Origin of the sequence: Novosphingobium ovatum, from assembly GCF_009909235.1 — a bacterium.
Taxonomy (GTDB): domain Bacteria; phylum Pseudomonadota; class Alphaproteobacteria; order Sphingomonadales; family Sphingomonadaceae; genus Novosphingobium; species Novosphingobium ovatum.
Genome location: NZ_JAAAPO010000002.1, coordinates 510,289 through 525,550, shown reverse-complemented (window position 1 = coordinate 525,550; position 15,262 = coordinate 510,289). Strand labels below are relative to the sequence as shown.

Below are 15,262 nucleotides of genomic sequence, written 5' to 3'. Positions count from 1 at the left end.
TTCGCGGGCGCCATGACACATCAGGTACACATCATCGGCGGCGGCTTGGCCGGGACAGAGGCCGCTTGGCAGTTGGCGCGGCGCGGCGTCCATGTCCGCCTGTCCGAAATGCGCGGCGGGGCCGATGGCGACCGCAGCCCGGCGCATCAGGGCGATGGCTTGGCCGAGTTGGTCTGTTCAAACAGCCTGCGCAGCGACGATGATGTGTCGAATGCGGTGGGATTGCTGCACCATGAGATGCGGGCCTGCGGGTCACTGATCATGGCCGCGGCGGACAAGGCGCGCGTGCCCGCCGGTAGCGCGCTGGCGGTCGACCGCGACGTGTTTTCCGCCGAGATCGAGGCCGCCTTGACCGCGCAGCCCACATTAACGCTGGCACGCGAACGGGTGGACAGCCTGCCCAGCGAGGGCCTGACGATCATCGCCACCGGCCCGCTGACCGCCGCCGGATTGGCCGACAGCATCGGCCGGGCGACCGGGGCGGACAGTCTGGCCTTTTTCGACGCCATCGCGCCGATCGTCTATCATGACAGCATCAACATGGACGTGGCCTGGCGCGCCGCCCGTTGGGACAAGGGGGCCGAGGCGTCTTTCGCGCTGGGCTCCGATGGCAAGGATTACATCAACTGCCCGATGACCAAGGACCAGTACCTTGCTTTTCGTGAGGAATTGCTGGCGGGTGAAAAGACGGTGTTCAAGCAATGGGAGGCCAACACCCCCTATTTCGACGGCTGCATGCCGATCGAGGTCATGGCCGAACGCGGCGAGGAGACGCTGCGCTTTGGCCCGATGAAGCCGGTGGGGCTGGACAATCCGCATTGGGCCACGGCCGAACACCCCAATGGCCGCTGGCCCTATGCCGTGGTGCAGTTGCGGCAGGACAATGTGCTGGGCACGCTGTGGAACATCGTGGGCTTCCAGACGAAACTGAAATATGCCGAACAGCAGCGCATTTTCCGGACTATTCCGGGGCTGGAAGGTGCCGAATTCGCGCGGTTTGGCGGGCTGCACCGCAACACGTTCCTGAACTCGCCCACCTTGCTGGACCGGCAATTGCGGCTGAAATCGGCGCCGCACATCCGCTTTGCCGGGCAGATCACCGGGTGTGAGGGCTATGTCGAAAGCGCCAGCGTGGGGATGTTGGCGGGCATCATGACCGCGCTGGAAATCACCGGCGGGACATGGGCCGAACCGCCCCGCACCATGGCGCTGGGCGCGTTGCTGGCGCATATCACCGGCGATGCTGAGGCCGAGACCTATCAGCCGATGAACATCAATTTCGGCCTGTTCCCGCCGATCAGCGGCAAAACGCCCGAGGGCCGCAAGATGAAAAAGCCCGACCGCAAGGTGGCCTATACCACCCGCGCCAAGGCCGATATGGCGGGCTGGCTGGCGGCACTGGGGGCTGGTGCGGCTTAACCGTCCGGGTCGTCATCAGGCGGCCCACCCCGCCCCGGCGGCAATGGCGAACAACTGCATGATGCGGCGCGTTTGGCGGCGCGGGCAGCCTTTTGGCGCTCCTGCTCGGCGGAATAGACGTCCATTTCGGCGCGGCTGATAATGCCGTCGCCATTGGTGTCGATCTGGACGAAACGCTCGGCGGTCTTGACCGCCCATTCCTCGAAACTGAGCAAATTGTCGCGGTTAACGTCCAGTTTTTGAAACGCTTTTACCCGCGTGGACAGCATCTCGGTGCGGGTGATCGTGCCGTCGCGGTTGCGGTCATAACGGTTGAAACGCCGCTCCTCTGGCGATTGTTTATGCCGCACCGCGCTGGGCAAAGACGCGCCGCGCGCATTGGGATCGCCGCTGGGCAGGACGATGGGCCCCTCGCCCGGTTTGGCCGCCAGATCGGGCGGCGGTGTACCGCGTTCCAGCGCCGCGCGCCCCTGCCACCAGAAAAAGCCCGCCCCGGCCAAGCATAGCGCCGCCACCGCGCCAATCACCATCCTGCCGGCCGCATTGTTGTCTGTCATGCCGAGTCCCCCCATATGTGGGACTACGGATGGTAAACTAAGTGCCGAAAAGGCCAAGCCGGATCGACGCGGCAAACGCGCCGAAATTGTCCAGTTTTCCGCCCTTTTGCACCCGCTGGGCCAGCCCGGCCAGCACCACCAGCGGCCGCATCGCGCGCGACAGGCGCGGCAGGCGGGCGGGCTGCGCGGCGGTCATCTGCGCCAGCATCGCCTGCTCTTCGGGCGCGGCCAACAGCGGGATCAGATCGCCTAGCGCCCAGCCCCGCGCCATGGTGGCCAGCGCATCGTCCGAACCACCCGCCAGCGCGGCACAGGCCGCCTGACGCCCGGCGACAAATTGCGCCACGGTGGTCATGTTCAACGGTCGGTCGGCCAGCAAGGCCTCCCACCCATCCACCAGCGCGCCCAACGCCCCATGCCCATCATCCCAGCACGCCAGCGCCGCCAACAGCGGCTCACCCTTGGGCCATTGCGCCGCCGGTTCACGCAGGCGGTCGCGCCACCATGCCAAACGGATTTGCGCCATGATCGGTTCGCGCCCACCGATCAGCACCGGGCGGGCAACACCCCCCAACCGCTCATCCAAAGCCAACAGCGTCAGCCAGCGCTCCTTCACCGGGCCGGGGGCATAGGACAGGGCAAGGCGCCAAGGCGGCGGCAGCGTATCGATCAGGTCAGCAAACATGCCCGCCCCTTACCCCGCAACCCGCCAAAAGGCAAAGGGCGCCGCCGGTTCCCCGACGACGCCCTTGTGACCATTATAACGCCACCATAATGCTATCATTGACAACAAAATGGCGGGCGTTGGGCGTGCTTAGCGATAGCACACCTTCTTGGCGGCGGCGACGATGCGCGGGGCATCGATCACGGTCGCCTTTTCCAGGTTCAGCGCATAGGGCTGCGGCACGTCCTCGTTGCACACGCGGATCACCGGCGCGTCCAGATGGTCGAAACCTTCCTCCATGCAGATCGTCGCGATTTCCGAAGCGATCGAGCAGGTCGGCCAACCCTCTTCGGCGACGATCAGGCGGTTGGTTTTCGCCAGCGATTCCAGCACCGTAGCCTTGTCCAGCGGGCGCAGCGTGCGCAGGTCGATAACTTCGGCATCGATGCCCTGCGCGGCCAGCGTCTCGGCCGCTTCCAGCGCCAGACCCACGCCGATCGAGTAGGACACGATCGTCACGTCCTTACCCTCACGCATGATCCGCGCCTTGCCAATCGGCAGGACGTGGTCATCCAGTTCGGGCAGTTCGAAGGTGCGGCCGTAAACCAGCTCATTCTCAAGGAAAACAACGGGATCCTCGCTACGGATCGCCGCCTTCAACAGGCCCTTGGCATCGCTTGCGTCATAAGGCGCGATCACGATCAGGCCCGGCACGTTGGCATACCAAGGCGCATAGTTCTGCGAGTGCTGCGCACCCACGCGCGCCGCCGCACCGTTGGGACCACGGAACACCACCGGGCAGCGCATCTGACCACCCGACATATAGTTCGTCTTGGCCGCCGAGTTGATGATGTGGTCAATCGCCTGCATGGCAAAGTTGAACGTCATGAACTCGACAATGGGGCGCAGACCGCCCATCGCCGCGCCCGCACCGATACCGGCAAAGCCATATTCGGTGATCGGCGTATCAATCACGCGCTTGGGGCCGAACTCGTCCAGCAGGCCCTGCGTCACCTTGTAAGCGCCTTGATATTGCGCGACTTCTTCGCCCATCACAAAGACGCGCGGGTCACGGCGCATTTCCTCGGCCATGGCATCGCGCAGTGCTTCGCGCACGGTGCTGGTCTTCATGTTGGTGCCATGCGGCACGACCGGATCGGCCGGACGCGCGGCCGCAACCGGCGCCGCCACAGGGGCAGCCGAAGCCGTCACGGGCGCTGCCACCGGAGCAGCGGCAGGCACGGCGGCCTCACCCTCACCACCGATCAGCGCGATCACGGTGCCAACCTTGACGCCTTCGGTGCCCTCGGCCACCAGCAGCGCGCCGACGGTGCCTTCATCCACCGCCTCGAATTCCATCGTCGCCTTGTCGGTTTCGATTTCCGCCAGGATATCGCCCGACTTGACCTCGTCACCCACCTTGACCAGCCACTTGGCCAGCTTGCCTTCTTCCATCGTGGGCGAGAGGGCCGGCATCTTCAGTTCGATTGCCATCTCAATAGCTCCCCACCAGAACGTCGGTATACAATTCGCTCATATCCGGTTCGGGTGAGCTTTCCGCGAAATCAGCGGCTTGCGTGCAGATCGCGCGGATACGCTTTTCGATGTCCTTCAGCTTGTCCTCCGGCACGCCACGGGCCAGCAGTTCGGCCTTGGCACCCTCGATCGGGTCGCGGTTTTCACGCACGTCCTGCACTTCCTCGCGGCTGCGATACTTGGCAGGGTCCGACATCGAGTGGCCACGATAGCGGTAGGTGTTGAGTTCCATCAGCACCGGACCATTGCCCGCGCGCACATATTCCACCGCGACATTGGCGGCGGCGCGCACTTCGAGCACGTCCATGCCGTTGACGTTCATGCCCGGAATGGTGAAGGCCGCGCCACGACGGTGGAAATGGGTTTCCGCAGACGAGCGGCCCACGGCCGTGCCCATCGCGTACTGATTGTTTTCAACCACGAAAATGATCGGCAGGTTCCAAAGAGCAGCCATGTTGAAGCTCTCATAGACCTGACCCTGGTTGGCCGCGCCGTCACCGAAATAGGCAACGCACAGGCCGCCATCCTCGTTGTACTTGTGCGCAAAGGCCAGACCGGCCCCCAGCGACACCTGCGCGCCGACGATGCCGTGGCCGCCATAGAACTTCTTCTCGGTGCTGAACATGTGCATCGAGCCGCCCTTGCCACGGCTGATGCCCGCCTCGCGGCCGGTCAGTTCGGCCATGATCACGTTGGGATCAATACCATATGCCAGCATGTGGCCGTGGTCGCGATAGCCGGTGATCACGCTGTCGTGACCTTCCTGCAACGCCGACTGGATGCCGACCGCCACCGCTTCCTGACCGATATACAGGTGGCAGAAGCCACCAATCAGGCCCAGACCATACAACTGGCCCGCCTTTTCCTCGAACCGGCGAATCAGGACCATCTGCTCATAGAAATGCAGCAATTCCTCGTCAGAGGCTGCATAGCGCCGGTTGGCCTCATAGGCGGCCTGAAGCGCGTGGAGCTGGTCATTCCCGCCGTTTGCGGCGGTCGATGCTGCGGCCGTGTCCGCAGCGATAGGTTTGCCAGTTTTGGCCAAGACGAGTTCCCCGAATTACCACGAATGCAAAAACGGTCTATAAGGCCAGTTTGACCAGCCGAAAACCTTCACATACGATTTTATAATGGCCATCCCACGTTTCGAATGATCGTTTCGCAGGGCGGACAGCGCTTCCTATGGCACGGCCTGCGCGGACAGGGCAACCACGTTGCGTTTCAGCGCACGATCATGATGACTTCGTCGGGATGGGCGACGTTCAGATTCTTGCGCAACAACTCGCTCGACAAGTCAGGATCGGGCGCGCGCTGATCCAGCAGCGCAACACGATTGCGCCATTCGTCCCGCGCTTTCGTCAGGCGGATAATTTCGGCCTGACGCTGCTCCAGCGACTGACGCGCCTCCCCCCAGGCCAGCAGGCCGCTGGGCCCGGCCACCACCCACGCCAGTGTCACCAGCAGGAAACACAGCGCAAGGCCACGAATGACGGTTTCACGGGCAAGGATCGGTTGTTCGCGGGTGTGTCGCATGCCCGCAGGGAATCACGATCGGCCACTTATTTCAAGAGCAAAGCGAAATGCGCTTGCAACTTTCCTGACGAAAAAACGACTCGGCGCGGGCGCGCTGTCCACTTTCCCGATTTGTTCTATGTATTCCGCCGAGGGTGCTGATTCAGGGCGGATTTCCGCTCTTTGCCGTACACCTGTTTTCAGCCGGCCGAGCGGCCACCCCACCAGCCCAAGCAGACGCATGATGACCACACCCGACATCCGCCGCCACACCCGCGACAGCCTGTACCTGATGGCACAGTGCCAACATCTGGGCAGCGGTCAATCGGCGCGCATCCGCGTGCGCAACCTGTCCCCTGAAGGGCTGATGGCCGAAGGCGACATGCGGGTGTTCCACGGCGATGCGGTGGCGGTGGATCTGCGCAACATCGGCGTGGTGACGGGCGTGGTCGCATGGGTACAGGGCAACCGCTTTGGCCTGGCGCTGGGCACCACGATCGACCCGCAACTGGCGCGCCAACCCGTGACCGGCGTCGACACGCGCGACTATTACCAGCGTGGCCCGGTGGGCGTGCTGGAACGCCCGCAAGAGATCGACCCGCGCCGCGCGCGGCTGATCTGACCGCTATAACGGCGCGAACCGCAGCCACACCCCGCCGCGCGGCCGCAGCGTTAGCCGGCTGACCAGATCGGGCGGCCGCGCCGCCTCCAGCCGGAACGTGCGCAGCACCGCGGCCAGCACCACCTGCGCCTCCTGCGTGGCAAAGCCCGCCCCCACGCACACACGCGGTCCCCGGCCAAAGGGGATCCACGCCTGACGGGCGCTCTCGATGCCCTGCGGCGTGGTGAAACGGTCGGGGTCAAAAGCATGGGGCAGTGCCCAATGCTGTGGGTTGCGATGCACCAGCCACGGCGCGGCCACGATCATGTCGCCCGGCACGATCGCCTTGTCCCGGATGGCGATGGCGTGGGTCGCCACACGCGGCAGAAAACTGACCGGCGGGTACAGGCGCAAACTCTCGCGAAAGACGTTGCGCATCGCCTCCATCCCCCGCAAATGCCCATGGGCCAGCGACGCGCCACCTGTCACCTGCGCCATTTCGTCGCGCAGACGGTCCTGCCACACCGGCACCTCGGCCAACAGATACAGCGACCACGCCAGCGCCGACGCCGTTGTCTCATGCCCCGCCAGAAACAGCACCGCCACCTGATCGATCAACGTGCTTTCGTCAAAGCCCTGCCCGGTTTTGGGGTCACGCGCGGCCAACAGGCTGTCCAGCAGATCGGGCGGCACATGCGCCACCCCCTGTGCCCGCGCAGCCATCCGTGCGGCGATGATCGGCGCGAACACGCCCCGGATGCGCGCCGCCTGCCGCCGGGCCAGCGCGCCAAAACCCATGCGCGGCAGGCCATACAGGCCCAATGTCGTCGCCCTTTGCGCATGGGCCTGATAGGCGGTGAAGGCGCGGTGGATGACCATAGCCTCTGCCCCGGTCAGCGCGCGGGAAAACAGCGTGCGAAAGATCACATCGGCCGCCACATGCGTCATCAGCGGATCGACATCCACCGGCCGCGACAGGTCCATGGCCTTCAACCGCGCCACCAGATCCTGCGCCGCGGCCATCATCACCGGGAACGCGCGCGCCATGTTGGTATGGACAAAGGCCGGGTTGATCATCGCCCTTTGCCGCTGCCATTCGGCACCATTGGCGACAAACACCCCCTGCCCGATCAACGGCCGCAACAGATCGTCCAGCAGCCAGTGTTTGGGAAAGTCGCCCTCGGCATCGTCCAGCACACGATGCACCAGCGGCAATTCGTTGACCATGAACATCGCCAGACGCGGCAGCCGCGTCTCGCCCATCTTCATGCCATAGGCCCGCGCGCACAGCGTATGTACCCAACTGTGCCAGCCCAGCCGGAAGCGCGCCCACAGCCCCGGCTTGCGGTCATGCGGGCGCGGCCAGGGCGGTTCGAACGGCGGGGTTTGCTGCGCGGCATCGCGGGGCGCGTGCCATGGACATTCACTCATTGCGCCGCCTCCATCGTGGGACCACAGGCATCAAACGCGGCCACCGCCTGCGCCAAGGTCCGCCGCGCACAGGTGATCGCCACATAGTCCAGCGGTGAAGCCCTTTGCATCCGCCGCAAATAGTCGAAATGTTGCGCAAAACGGTCGCGCCGCCGCGCCGCCCGCGTGGCCGCGTCGGCAAACAGATGCCACCGGGGCGAGCGCTGGATCAGCCCGGCGGGCGCTTCCACCGGGCGGCCCTGCGCCGGGGGCACCAGCGCAACACAGGCCCCATCAGCCGGCGAGGCCACATCCACCCAGCGCACCCCCAGCCGCGCCACCGCATCCAGGTCCCGCGCGAACCATGCCGCATCGCGCCGACAGGCCAGCAATTGCACGCAGCTGCCATAGGTCACCATGCCAAACCGGTCCGGCACCGCCCCCTCCAGCCGCGCGCCCAACCGCGCCAGCACCGGGACGGCCAACTCAGTCCCGTTGGAATGCGAGATCAGCACCACCTCGTCCCAGTCCTGCGCCAGCGCTTCGGCGATCAGCCCCGCCGCATGGGTCAGCCGCGCGTCCAGCGCCGCATCGGGGCCGGCGCGCGCCAGATCATCGTTGAACAGGACAAAGCGCATTTGCCACAGCGCATGGGTTCGCCGCGCCGCCGTCCAAGCCGCGCCCGCGCCCAGCCCCACGCCCGCGCCCAGCCCGGCCCAAAGGCCCCACAGCCCGCCCGCCAGCCCCGCCGCGCCAAGGCCCAGCAACACCGGCCCCAGCAGCAACATCCCCACCGGCCCGAACAGCCCGATCCACGATCCGCGCGGCCAGCGCCGCATCTGGGCAAAATCCAGTTGCCGCAGCATGTGGGCATGGGCGCGCAATATCCGCCACCCCACGGCCAGCGCCCCGCGCGGCCAATGATCGCGCACGATATCGTCCCAGCCCAGACAGGTGGTGTCGGCCAACAGGCTGCCGGCTTGATCCGTAACGGTCCAATTGACATCGGCCCCCCGGCGCTGACGCGGGGACAAAATCAACCGCCCCTCGGGCCAATCGGGCGCCTGCGCGTCCAGCACCTGTTGGTGCAAGCCATGGTAAAAACGCCCGCCACGCGGGTCAAAACCGCCAAGATAGAAGATCTTGCGCTTGAACAGAGGGGGTATTTGGCAAAGGGTCGGTGACATGAGCAACTCCGACCGTCAGTATTGTCTGTTCATGAACAGCGGCAAGTACAACCGCAACCAAGGGTGCAAGCGTCACGACAACGCCTATGGCATCAATGGCGGCGGCGATGGTCGCGCGCGACGCGCGGCGGATCTGGCGCTGTATCGCCACATGCGGGCGCAGGGAGATCCGCTGGCGCCCGTGGTTTTGGCCTTTACACGGACGTTTGGCTGGTTCTTCTTCAACTATCACGCGGGGCTGTGGCGTGGCCAACTGGTGCGTAAACTGTTCCCGCGATATTAGGTCACGTGTGCCAAGCATGCAGTATTTTTAGCAGGTTTTGCGACATTTTTAGGTGCTGCGTTGCGGCATGGGCGGTAAATCGGCGTTGCCTCGAATAACAGAACAGACGAACCCGTTAACGGTCCGTACCAACCTGTCGGGCCGCTTTCGCCATCACTACCCCAAGCGATTGATGAGGCGGCCTGGTTTTTCGACCTGCTTGGATGGATCACACATGTGGCAATGATTTGCCCCGCATGATTGATTGCCGCCCGACACCCAACAGGCGGGGCGCGCGTGGGGCGGGCCTGACGCCTTGGCGCTACGCGCGAAAGCCGGGCAGCGCAAGCGCCACCCGGCTTCATCCCCGTCCCGTTGCATGTAGTGCTCCAGATCAGGCCAATGCGCCGTCACGCGCGGCTCAGGGCCCCGCCATCAGGCAGCAGCCCGCTCGCCGCCTTGTCAGGCAGCCGCGTTGGCGCCGCTCATCGCGCTCGACGTGTTGTTGAACGTCGTCTTCATCTGGTTACCCAGCCCGGTCATCGCTGTCACCAGCGCCACGCCCAAAAGCGCGGCAATCAAGCCATATTCAATCGCCGTCGCGCCAGTTTCATCGCGCCACAGGTTCCGCAACACAATTTTGGTCATCACAAAATCCCCAGTCAGTCTGCACCCCACACAGGACTAGGGCTTTTACTTACCCATTATTCCCTAACGAAGCGCTAACCAGAGACAGGAAATTGCGATTTACCGTTTAGCATCAATGCCCGCCGCACGCGGCGGCGGCAGCGCCTATGCTTCGTCCTGTACCGTGTCGATCACCAAACGATAGCCCACCCCCGGTTCGGTCGCGATCGCCGATACCCCGTCCTGACCGCGCTCCAGCTTTTGCCGCAACATGCCGACATAGACGCGCAGATATTGGGGATCAGCCTCTGACCGGCCCCAGCCCGCCGCCAGCAAGCGCCGTTGCGTCACCACCTGCCCAGCGTTTTCGGCCAACATGCGCAACAGGTTGTATTCCTTGGGGCTCAGCTTGACCAGATCACCGCCCACCCGCACCTCGCGCGTGGCATAGTCGATCTGCAACCAGCCGCCGTCAAAATGCGTCACGGTTTTGCGCTGTCCATGGCGGCGGCGCAGCGCGGCGCGCACGCGGGCCAGCAATTCGCCCAGCACAAAGGGCTTGTCGACATAATCATCCGCCCCCACGTCCAGCGCGGCGATCTTTTCCTCTTCCTGATGGCGGGCGGAAATGACGATGATCGGCGTGTTGGTGCGTTGGCGAATTTTGCTGATCACCTCTTTGCCGTCCATATCCGGCAAGCCCAGATCCAGCAGCACCACGTCATGGCTGTTCAGCATCATCTGGGCGATGGCGGCGTTGCCGTCCTGCGCCACCGTGACTTCGTGCCCAATGGCGCGCAAAGCCGGCGTCAGGGCGCGCGCGATGCCCGGTTCATCGTCCACCAACAGGATATGGCCAGTCGTCATGTCAGTCCTCGATTGCTGTCAGCGGCAGGCGGATCGTCATGCGCGTGCCGTGGCCGTCGGCCACCGGCGACTGCGCCGAGATCGCCCCGCCCGATGCTTCCACAAAACCCTTGGCGATCGCCAGCCCCAAACCCGAGCCGCGCGTGCCACCATCCTCGCGCTGGACGCGATAGAACCGGTCGAACACCCGTTCGATCTGGGCGGGGGGAATGCCGATGCCCTGATCGGTGATGGTGATGACACAATCGTCACCATCGCGGCGGCAGGCGATGTCCACCGAGCTGGGCGGCTGGCTATAGCGCAACGCGTTGTGCAGCACATTGGTCAGCGCCAGATCAAACAGCGTCGTGTCCACCCGCACCGTCATGTCGGCGCCCTCCAGCGAAAAGCGGATGTCGCGCCCCGGTGCCAGACGCCCGCCATGTGCCACGACGCGGCGCACCACTTCGGACACCGACAGATCGGCCATGCGCAGACCGATGTCCTGCGATTGCAGGCGGGTCATCTGCAACAGGTTGGTGGTCAGATGGTTCAGCCGCTCGGCCTCCTCGACGATGTCGGTCAGCAACCCGCGCGAGGTTTCCGCATCGAAGGTGCCGCCAAACGACAGCAACGTCGAGGCCGCCGTGTTGATCACCGTCAGTGGCGTGCGCAAATCGTGGCTGACCGAGGCCAGCAGCGAGGAGCGCAGCGCATCGGCGCGCGCCTTGGCCAGCACCTCGGCCAGATCATCGGCCAGATCGATGCGTTCCAGCGCCAGCGCCACCATGCGCCCCAGCGCCAGCAGATAGGCCGGGTCCAGCGGTTCGGGATCGTCGGACACCAAAATGACGCCATTGCAGCCGCCGCCGGTGTCCAGCAAACAGGCCGAAATACCGCCACCGCGCGCCAGTTCACGGCCACCTGCCAATGCCTGACGCGCCAGATCCAGCCACATCGGCAACGCCGGGCTATTGCCCAGCGGCTGCATGGTGCCGTGATCGGGGCGGTACACCCCCATCGCCCGCCCGCCGGTTTCAGGGAACTGGCGCAACAGCGTGGCGTGCATGACGCGATAGACGTCCTCGGGCCCGCTGGCGCGCTGCAGATCGCGGCTGACGGCAAACAGGCTTTCCAATTGGCGATTGCTGCGCATGGTGCGCTGTGTCTGGTCACGCAGGCGGCCCGACAGCCAGCCCGACACCAACGCGGCCAGCGTGAAAATCACCGGCGGGGCAAAATGTTTGACCTGCGAGATGGTGAAGATGAACGTGGGCGCCGAAATGAAATAGTCAAACGCCAGCGCCCCCAGAATGGCCGAGCCAATCGCCAGCGCCATGCCATACAGGGCCCCGATCAAGGTGATGCCCAGCACCAGGATCAGCGCCGAATAGCCTTCGGTCAGCCAGATGCGCGAAATGATGTTCAGTTCGAAGAACAGCAGCAGCAGCAATTGCGACTGCACCAACCGCCGCAGGAAGGATAGAGGCCGCTCCTTGCCGGTGGGCACCAGCGGGTGGACCACCTCACCTGCATGCACTATCGAGGCCAGCGCTGCCAAAGGCGCGCGCCACCCCTTGGCGCGGGGCGTGGGCGGGATCAGGATCTCGGGCTCGGGAATGACCGTCGAGGGCATCAGCGCCCTCCTCGCCTATGGCCCCGTCGCCAATATGTCGTCACCATGCCCGAAGCCGCCCAATACCTCCGATCGGTGCAGAACTGCCCGATGCCTGACTTCTATTCACCAGCACGCCCCCCCGCGCAATCCCGACCTTCATCAAATGTCCATATAAACAGCCACGCGCGCACACCAAAAAGGGACGCAAAGGTTACCCTTTACGCCCCTTTCGGCCCCACCTGCGCGGGCTCCACCCTGATGCCCGCGCGGAAAAAACGGGAAATGCGGATCAGGCGATCGACATCGGTGACATCGCGTTGCGGTTGCCCGCCAGTTCGCGGTTCAGATACAGCGCCAGCAGCGTAGCCGCCGCGCCCGAGAGCAGATAGGCGCCCGATGCGATCAGCCCGTATTCATGCGACAGTTTCAGCGCGATCAGCGGGGCAAAAGCCGCCCCCACCAGCCACGCGATGTCGCTGGTCAGCGCCGATCCGGTATAGCGGTGCTGGCTGGAGAAGCTGGAGGCGACCGCTCCCGACGACTGGCCAAACGACACGCCCAGCACGGCAAAGCCGATGATCATGAACGCCATTTCGCCCAGCGTGCCCATCGCCAGCATCTGCGGGGCAAAGCCGCTGAAAGCCGCGATCGCTGCCGCCGACACGCCCAGCACCATGCGGCGCCCGACGCGATCAGCCAGATGGCCCGAGACAAAGATCGCCGCCGTGCCGATCATTGCCGCGCCGCATTCGATGATCAGGAACGAGGCCGGGCGCTCCGGCGTGTTCAAATAGACCCACGAAAGCGGGAACACCGTCACCATGTGGAACAGCGCGAAGGAAGCCAGCGGCGCCAGCGCGCCGATCAGGATGGTCCGGCCTTCCTGACGGATGGTCACCATTGGCGGTTCGGGCTGCAAATCGCGGCTTTCGAACAGGCGGACGAATTCGGGCGATTCCACCAGCCGCAGCCGCGAGAACAACGCCACGACGTTGATGGCAAAGGCCACAAGGAACGGGAAGCGCCAGCCCCAGCTGAGGAAGTCACCTTCGGGCAGAGCGGCGACGAAAAAGGCGAACATCGCGCTGGCCACGATCAGGCCCAGCGGCGCCCCCAATTGGGGGATCATCGCATACCAGCCCCGGCGTTCACGCGGCGCGTTGAGCGCCAGCAGCGAGGCCAGACCATCCCAGCTACCGCCCAGCGCAAAGCCCTGACCCAGACGGAACACCGCCAGCAGGTAGATCGCCGTCACGCCCAGCGTTTCATAGCCCGGCAGGAAAGCGATCGCCGCCGTGGACCCGCCCAGCAGGAACAGCGCAATCGCCAGCTTGGCCGCGCGCCCGTACAGGCGGTCGATCGACATGAAGACAAACGAACCCAGCGGGCGCGCGATGAACGCCAGCGGGAAAATCGCGAAGGAATAGAGCGTCCCTGTCATCGGATCGACAAAGGGGAAGAAGAATTTCGGGAACACCAGCACCGACGCGATGGCATAGACGAAAAAGTCAAAAAATTCCGAGGTACGTCCGATGATCACGCCAATGGCGATTTCCCCCGGGGACACTTTGTGGGTTTGACCCGCATGATCGGTTGCGACCACGCCAGCCACCCCTTGCGAGACGGTGGTCATTTAACGGCATCCCATTGTATTACCGGTGTATTCCCGCAGGAACGACCCGGCTTTTGTTATGTTCCCAGAAAATCCGTTCCTGCCCGCTTCTCAATCCCGTGGGAAAGGGCGGTCAGTGTTTCGGCTTTCCGGGAATCAAGCTGCCTCAAAACCGCAATGATGACAATCAAATTGATGGGACAATATGTCCTATCGCGCGTGCTGCATGTGCACACTACGCGCGGGCGTCATGCAACCGTCACCCATAACCCCCCTTCGCCGCGTGGCCAGGTATGGCGCCATTGCCAGCCTGTTCGCGCTAACCGCCTGTAATCCGGTCGTTCTGCATCCGGCTGGCGACATCGCCCAACAGCAGGCGCATCTGGTGGTCGTGGCCACCGTGCTGATGTTGTTGATCATTGTCCCGGTCATGGCGCTGACTGTTTTGTTTGCCTGGCGTTACCGCGCCGGCAATCAGGACGCCACCTATGACCCGGAATGGCACCACTCGACCCAGTTGGAGCTGGTGATCTGGTCGGCGCCGCTGCTGATCATCATCGCGCTGGGCTCGGTCACGTGGGTGGGCACCCACATGCTGGACCCCTTCCGCCCGCTGGACCGCATCGCCGAGGGCAAGCCGATCCCGGCCGGCACCAAGCCGCTGGACATTCAGGTCGTCGCGCTCGACTGGAAGTGGCTGTTCATCTATCCCGAACAGAAGATCGCCACCGTCAATGAACTGGCGCTGCCGGTTGACCGCCCGGTGACTTTCCACATCACCTCCTCGACGGTGATGAACTCGTTCTACGTGCCCGCTCTGGCTGGCCAGATCTATGCCATGCCCGGCATGACCAGCAAGCTGCACGCCGTCCTGAACAAGGAAGGCGAATACACCGGCTTCTCGGCCAACTATTCGGGTTCGGGCTTCTCGCAGATGCGTTTCAAGACGCTGGGCCTGAACGCCGCCGACTTTGACAAGTGGGCCGATGGCGTGCGCAGCAGCAAGGGCGGTACGCTGGACACTGCCAATTACATGCAGCTGGAACAGCCCACCGTAGCCGATCCCGTGCGTCGCTATGCCGCCGTGTCGGCCGACCTGTTCGACAAGATCGTCAACCTGTGCGTCCGCCCCGGCAAAATGTGCCTGAGCGAGATGATGGCGATCGATGCCAAGGGCGGTCTGGGCAAGGAAGGCGCCTATAACGTCGCCGCGCTGACCTATGACAAGTATGGCCGTGAAAGCGTCAACCCGCTGATCGCCGGCCGTGACCTGCCCCGCGATGGCCGTTCGCGCGCCTATGTGCGTGAACTGTGCGCGGTGCCCACCCTGTTGCAGGCGCCCGCCCCGGCCAAGGGCAAGCTGACCATGGCCGCGCCCGTGCGCCCCACCCCTCTTTCGTGATTGGCTGAC

General features: G+C 64.4%; 15 protein-coding genes. 4 read left to right on the top strand and 11 right to left on the bottom strand.

Going from position 1 to position 15,262, the window contains the following annotated elements; all coding sequences use genetic code 11:
- The first annotated feature begins 12 nt into the window (after nt 1-12).
- A complete protein-coding gene (gene trmFO / locus GTZ99_RS06560; protein ID WP_161717454.1) occupies nt 13-1,419 on the top strand; it encodes a methylenetetrahydrofolate--tRNA-(uracil(54)-C(5))-methyltransferase (FADH(2)-oxidizing) TrmFO in 1,407 nt (468 codons plus the stop codon).
- Here the strand turns inward: trmFO and GTZ99_RS06555 are convergent.
- From GTZ99_RS06555 to GTZ99_RS06535, 5 genes are all read right to left on the bottom strand, one after another.
- On the bottom strand, nt 1,416-1,976 hold the full coding sequence (locus tag GTZ99_RS06555; RefSeq protein ID WP_227711145.1) for an EF-hand domain-containing protein: 561 nt from the start codon (nt 1,974-1,976) through the stop codon (nt 1,416-1,418). The two genes, trmFO and GTZ99_RS06555, sit on opposite strands and share 4 nt — an antisense overlap.
- A 37-nt stretch (nt 1,977-2,013) precedes the next feature.
- A complete protein-coding gene (locus tag GTZ99_RS06550) occupies nt 2,014-2,661 on the bottom strand; it encodes a hypothetical protein (protein WP_161717453.1) in 648 nt (215 codons plus the stop codon).
- A gap of 129 nt (nt 2,662-2,790) precedes the next feature.
- Nucleotides 2,791-4,134, bottom strand: a complete 1,344-nt coding sequence (locus tag GTZ99_RS06545) for a pyruvate dehydrogenase complex E1 component subunit beta (protein ID WP_161717452.1) — start codon at nt 4,132-4,134, stop codon at nt 2,791-2,793.
- Between the two features lies 1 nt (nt 4,135).
- Nucleotides 4,136-5,200, bottom strand: a complete 1,065-nt coding sequence (gene pdhA / locus GTZ99_RS06540; RefSeq protein WP_320076650.1) for a pyruvate dehydrogenase (acetyl-transferring) E1 component subunit alpha — start codon at nt 5,198-5,200, stop codon at nt 4,136-4,138.
- A 197-nt stretch (nt 5,201-5,397) separates the two neighbouring features.
- Complete coding sequence (locus GTZ99_RS06535) at nt 5,398-5,709, bottom strand: FtsB family cell division protein (protein ID WP_161717450.1); 312 nt, start codon at nt 5,707-5,709, stop codon at nt 5,398-5,400.
- A 223-nt stretch (nt 5,710-5,932) separates the two neighbouring features.
- On the opposite strand from GTZ99_RS06535, the gene GTZ99_RS06530 reads away from it, so the two are divergent.
- On the top strand, nt 5,933-6,310 hold the full coding sequence (locus tag GTZ99_RS06530; RefSeq protein ID WP_161717449.1) for a PilZ domain-containing protein: 378 nt from the start codon (nt 5,933-5,935) through the stop codon (nt 6,308-6,310).
- A 3-nt stretch (nt 6,311-6,313) separates the two neighbouring features.
- Here GTZ99_RS06530 and GTZ99_RS06525 read toward each other — a convergent pair whose 3' ends face one another.
- Nucleotides 6,314-7,720: a cytochrome P450 gene (locus GTZ99_RS06525; protein WP_161717448.1), complete on the bottom strand. Its 1,407-nt coding sequence runs from the start codon at nt 7,718-7,720 to the stop codon at nt 6,314-6,316.
- Nucleotides 7,717-8,886: a hypothetical protein gene (locus GTZ99_RS06520; RefSeq protein ID WP_161717447.1), complete on the bottom strand. Its 1,170-nt coding sequence runs from the start codon at nt 8,884-8,886 to the stop codon at nt 7,717-7,719. The genes GTZ99_RS06525 and GTZ99_RS06520 overlap by 4 nt, the downstream gene beginning before the upstream one ends.
- Between GTZ99_RS06520 and GTZ99_RS06515 the strand changes: the two genes are divergently transcribed.
- The gene (locus tag GTZ99_RS06515; RefSeq protein ID WP_161717446.1) at nt 8,885-9,169 is read left to right on the top strand and encodes a hypothetical protein; all 285 of its coding nucleotides are present in this window, start codon (nt 8,885-8,887) and stop codon (nt 9,167-9,169) included. The two genes, GTZ99_RS06520 and GTZ99_RS06515, sit on opposite strands and share 2 nt — an antisense overlap.
- A 441-nt stretch (nt 9,170-9,610) precedes the next feature.
- On the opposite strand, the gene GTZ99_RS06510 is transcribed toward GTZ99_RS06515, so the two are convergent.
- The 4 genes from GTZ99_RS06510 to GTZ99_RS06495 all read right to left on the bottom strand — a co-directional run bounded on the left by GTZ99_RS06510 (nt 9,611) and on the right by GTZ99_RS06495 (nt 13,872).
- Entirely contained in the window at nt 9,611-9,796 is a 186-nt protein-coding gene (locus tag GTZ99_RS06510; RefSeq protein ID WP_161717445.1) for a Flp family type IVb pilin, read from the bottom strand.
- Nucleotides 9,797-9,940: 144 nt separating this feature from the next.
- Nucleotides 9,941-10,642: a response regulator transcription factor gene (locus GTZ99_RS06505; RefSeq protein ID WP_161717444.1), complete on the bottom strand. Its 702-nt coding sequence runs from the start codon at nt 10,640-10,642 to the stop codon at nt 9,941-9,943.
- A 1-nt stretch (nt 10,643) separates the two neighbouring features.
- Nucleotides 10,644-12,257, bottom strand: coding sequence for a sensor histidine kinase (locus GTZ99_RS06500; RefSeq protein ID WP_161717443.1), 1,614 nt, complete (start codon nt 12,255-12,257; stop codon nt 10,644-10,646).
- A 271-nt stretch (nt 12,258-12,528) separates the two neighbouring features.
- Nucleotides 12,529-13,872, bottom strand: a complete 1,344-nt coding sequence (locus tag GTZ99_RS06495; RefSeq protein ID WP_161717442.1) for an MFS transporter — start codon at nt 13,870-13,872, stop codon at nt 12,529-12,531.
- A 229-nt stretch (nt 13,873-14,101) separates the two neighbouring features.
- Between GTZ99_RS06495 and cyoA the strand changes: the two genes are divergently transcribed.
- A complete protein-coding gene (gene cyoA / locus GTZ99_RS06490) occupies nt 14,102-15,253 on the top strand; it encodes a ubiquinol oxidase subunit II (protein WP_161717441.1) in 1,152 nt (383 codons plus the stop codon).
- Nucleotides 15,254-15,262 lie beyond the last annotated feature (9 nt).

Bases quoted from the DNA above. Each gene is read 5' to 3' on its own strand.
- trmFO (WP_161717454.1), top strand. From the start codon at position 13: ATGACACATCAGGTACACATCATCGGCGGCGGCTTGGCCGGGACAGAG.
- GTZ99_RS06555 (WP_227711145.1), bottom strand. From the start codon at position 1,976: ATGACAGACAACAATGCGGCCGGCAGGATGGTGATTGGCGCGGTGGCG.
- GTZ99_RS06550 (WP_161717453.1), bottom strand. From the start codon at position 2,661: ATGTTTGCTGACCTGATCGATACGCTGCCGCCGCCTTGGCGCCTTGCC.
- GTZ99_RS06545 (WP_161717452.1), bottom strand. From the start codon at position 4,134: ATGGCAATCGAACTGAAGATGCCGGCCCTCTCGCCCACGATGGAAGAA.
- GTZ99_RS06535 (WP_161717450.1), bottom strand. From the start codon at position 5,709: ATGCGACACACCCGCGAACAACCGATCCTTGCCCGTGAAACCGTCATT.
- GTZ99_RS06530 (WP_161717449.1), top strand. From the start codon at position 5,933: ATGACCACACCCGACATCCGCCGCCACACCCGCGACAGCCTGTACCTG.
- GTZ99_RS06525 (WP_161717448.1), bottom strand. From the start codon at position 7,720: ATGAGTGAATGTCCATGGCACGCGCCCCGCGATGCCGCGCAGCAAACC.
- GTZ99_RS06515 (WP_161717446.1), top strand. From the start codon at position 8,885: ATGAGCAACTCCGACCGTCAGTATTGTCTGTTCATGAACAGCGGCAAG.
- GTZ99_RS06520 (WP_161717447.1), bottom strand. From the start codon at position 8,886: ATGTCACCGACCCTTTGCCAAATACCCCCTCTGTTCAAGCGCAAGATC.
- GTZ99_RS06510 (WP_161717445.1), bottom strand. From the start codon at position 9,796: ATGACCAAAATTGTGTTGCGGAACCTGTGGCGCGATGAAACTGGCGCG.
- GTZ99_RS06505 (WP_161717444.1), bottom strand. From the start codon at position 10,642: ATGACGACTGGCCATATCCTGTTGGTGGACGATGAACCGGGCATCGCG.
- GTZ99_RS06500 (WP_161717443.1), bottom strand. From the start codon at position 12,257: ATGCCCTCGACGGTCATTCCCGAGCCCGAGATCCTGATCCCGCCCACG.
- GTZ99_RS06495 (WP_161717442.1), bottom strand. From the start codon at position 13,872: ATGACCACCGTCTCGCAAGGGGTGGCTGGCGTGGTCGCAACCGATCAT.
- cyoA (WP_161717441.1), top strand. From the start codon at position 14,102: ATGCAACCGTCACCCATAACCCCCCTTCGCCGCGTGGCCAGGTATGGC.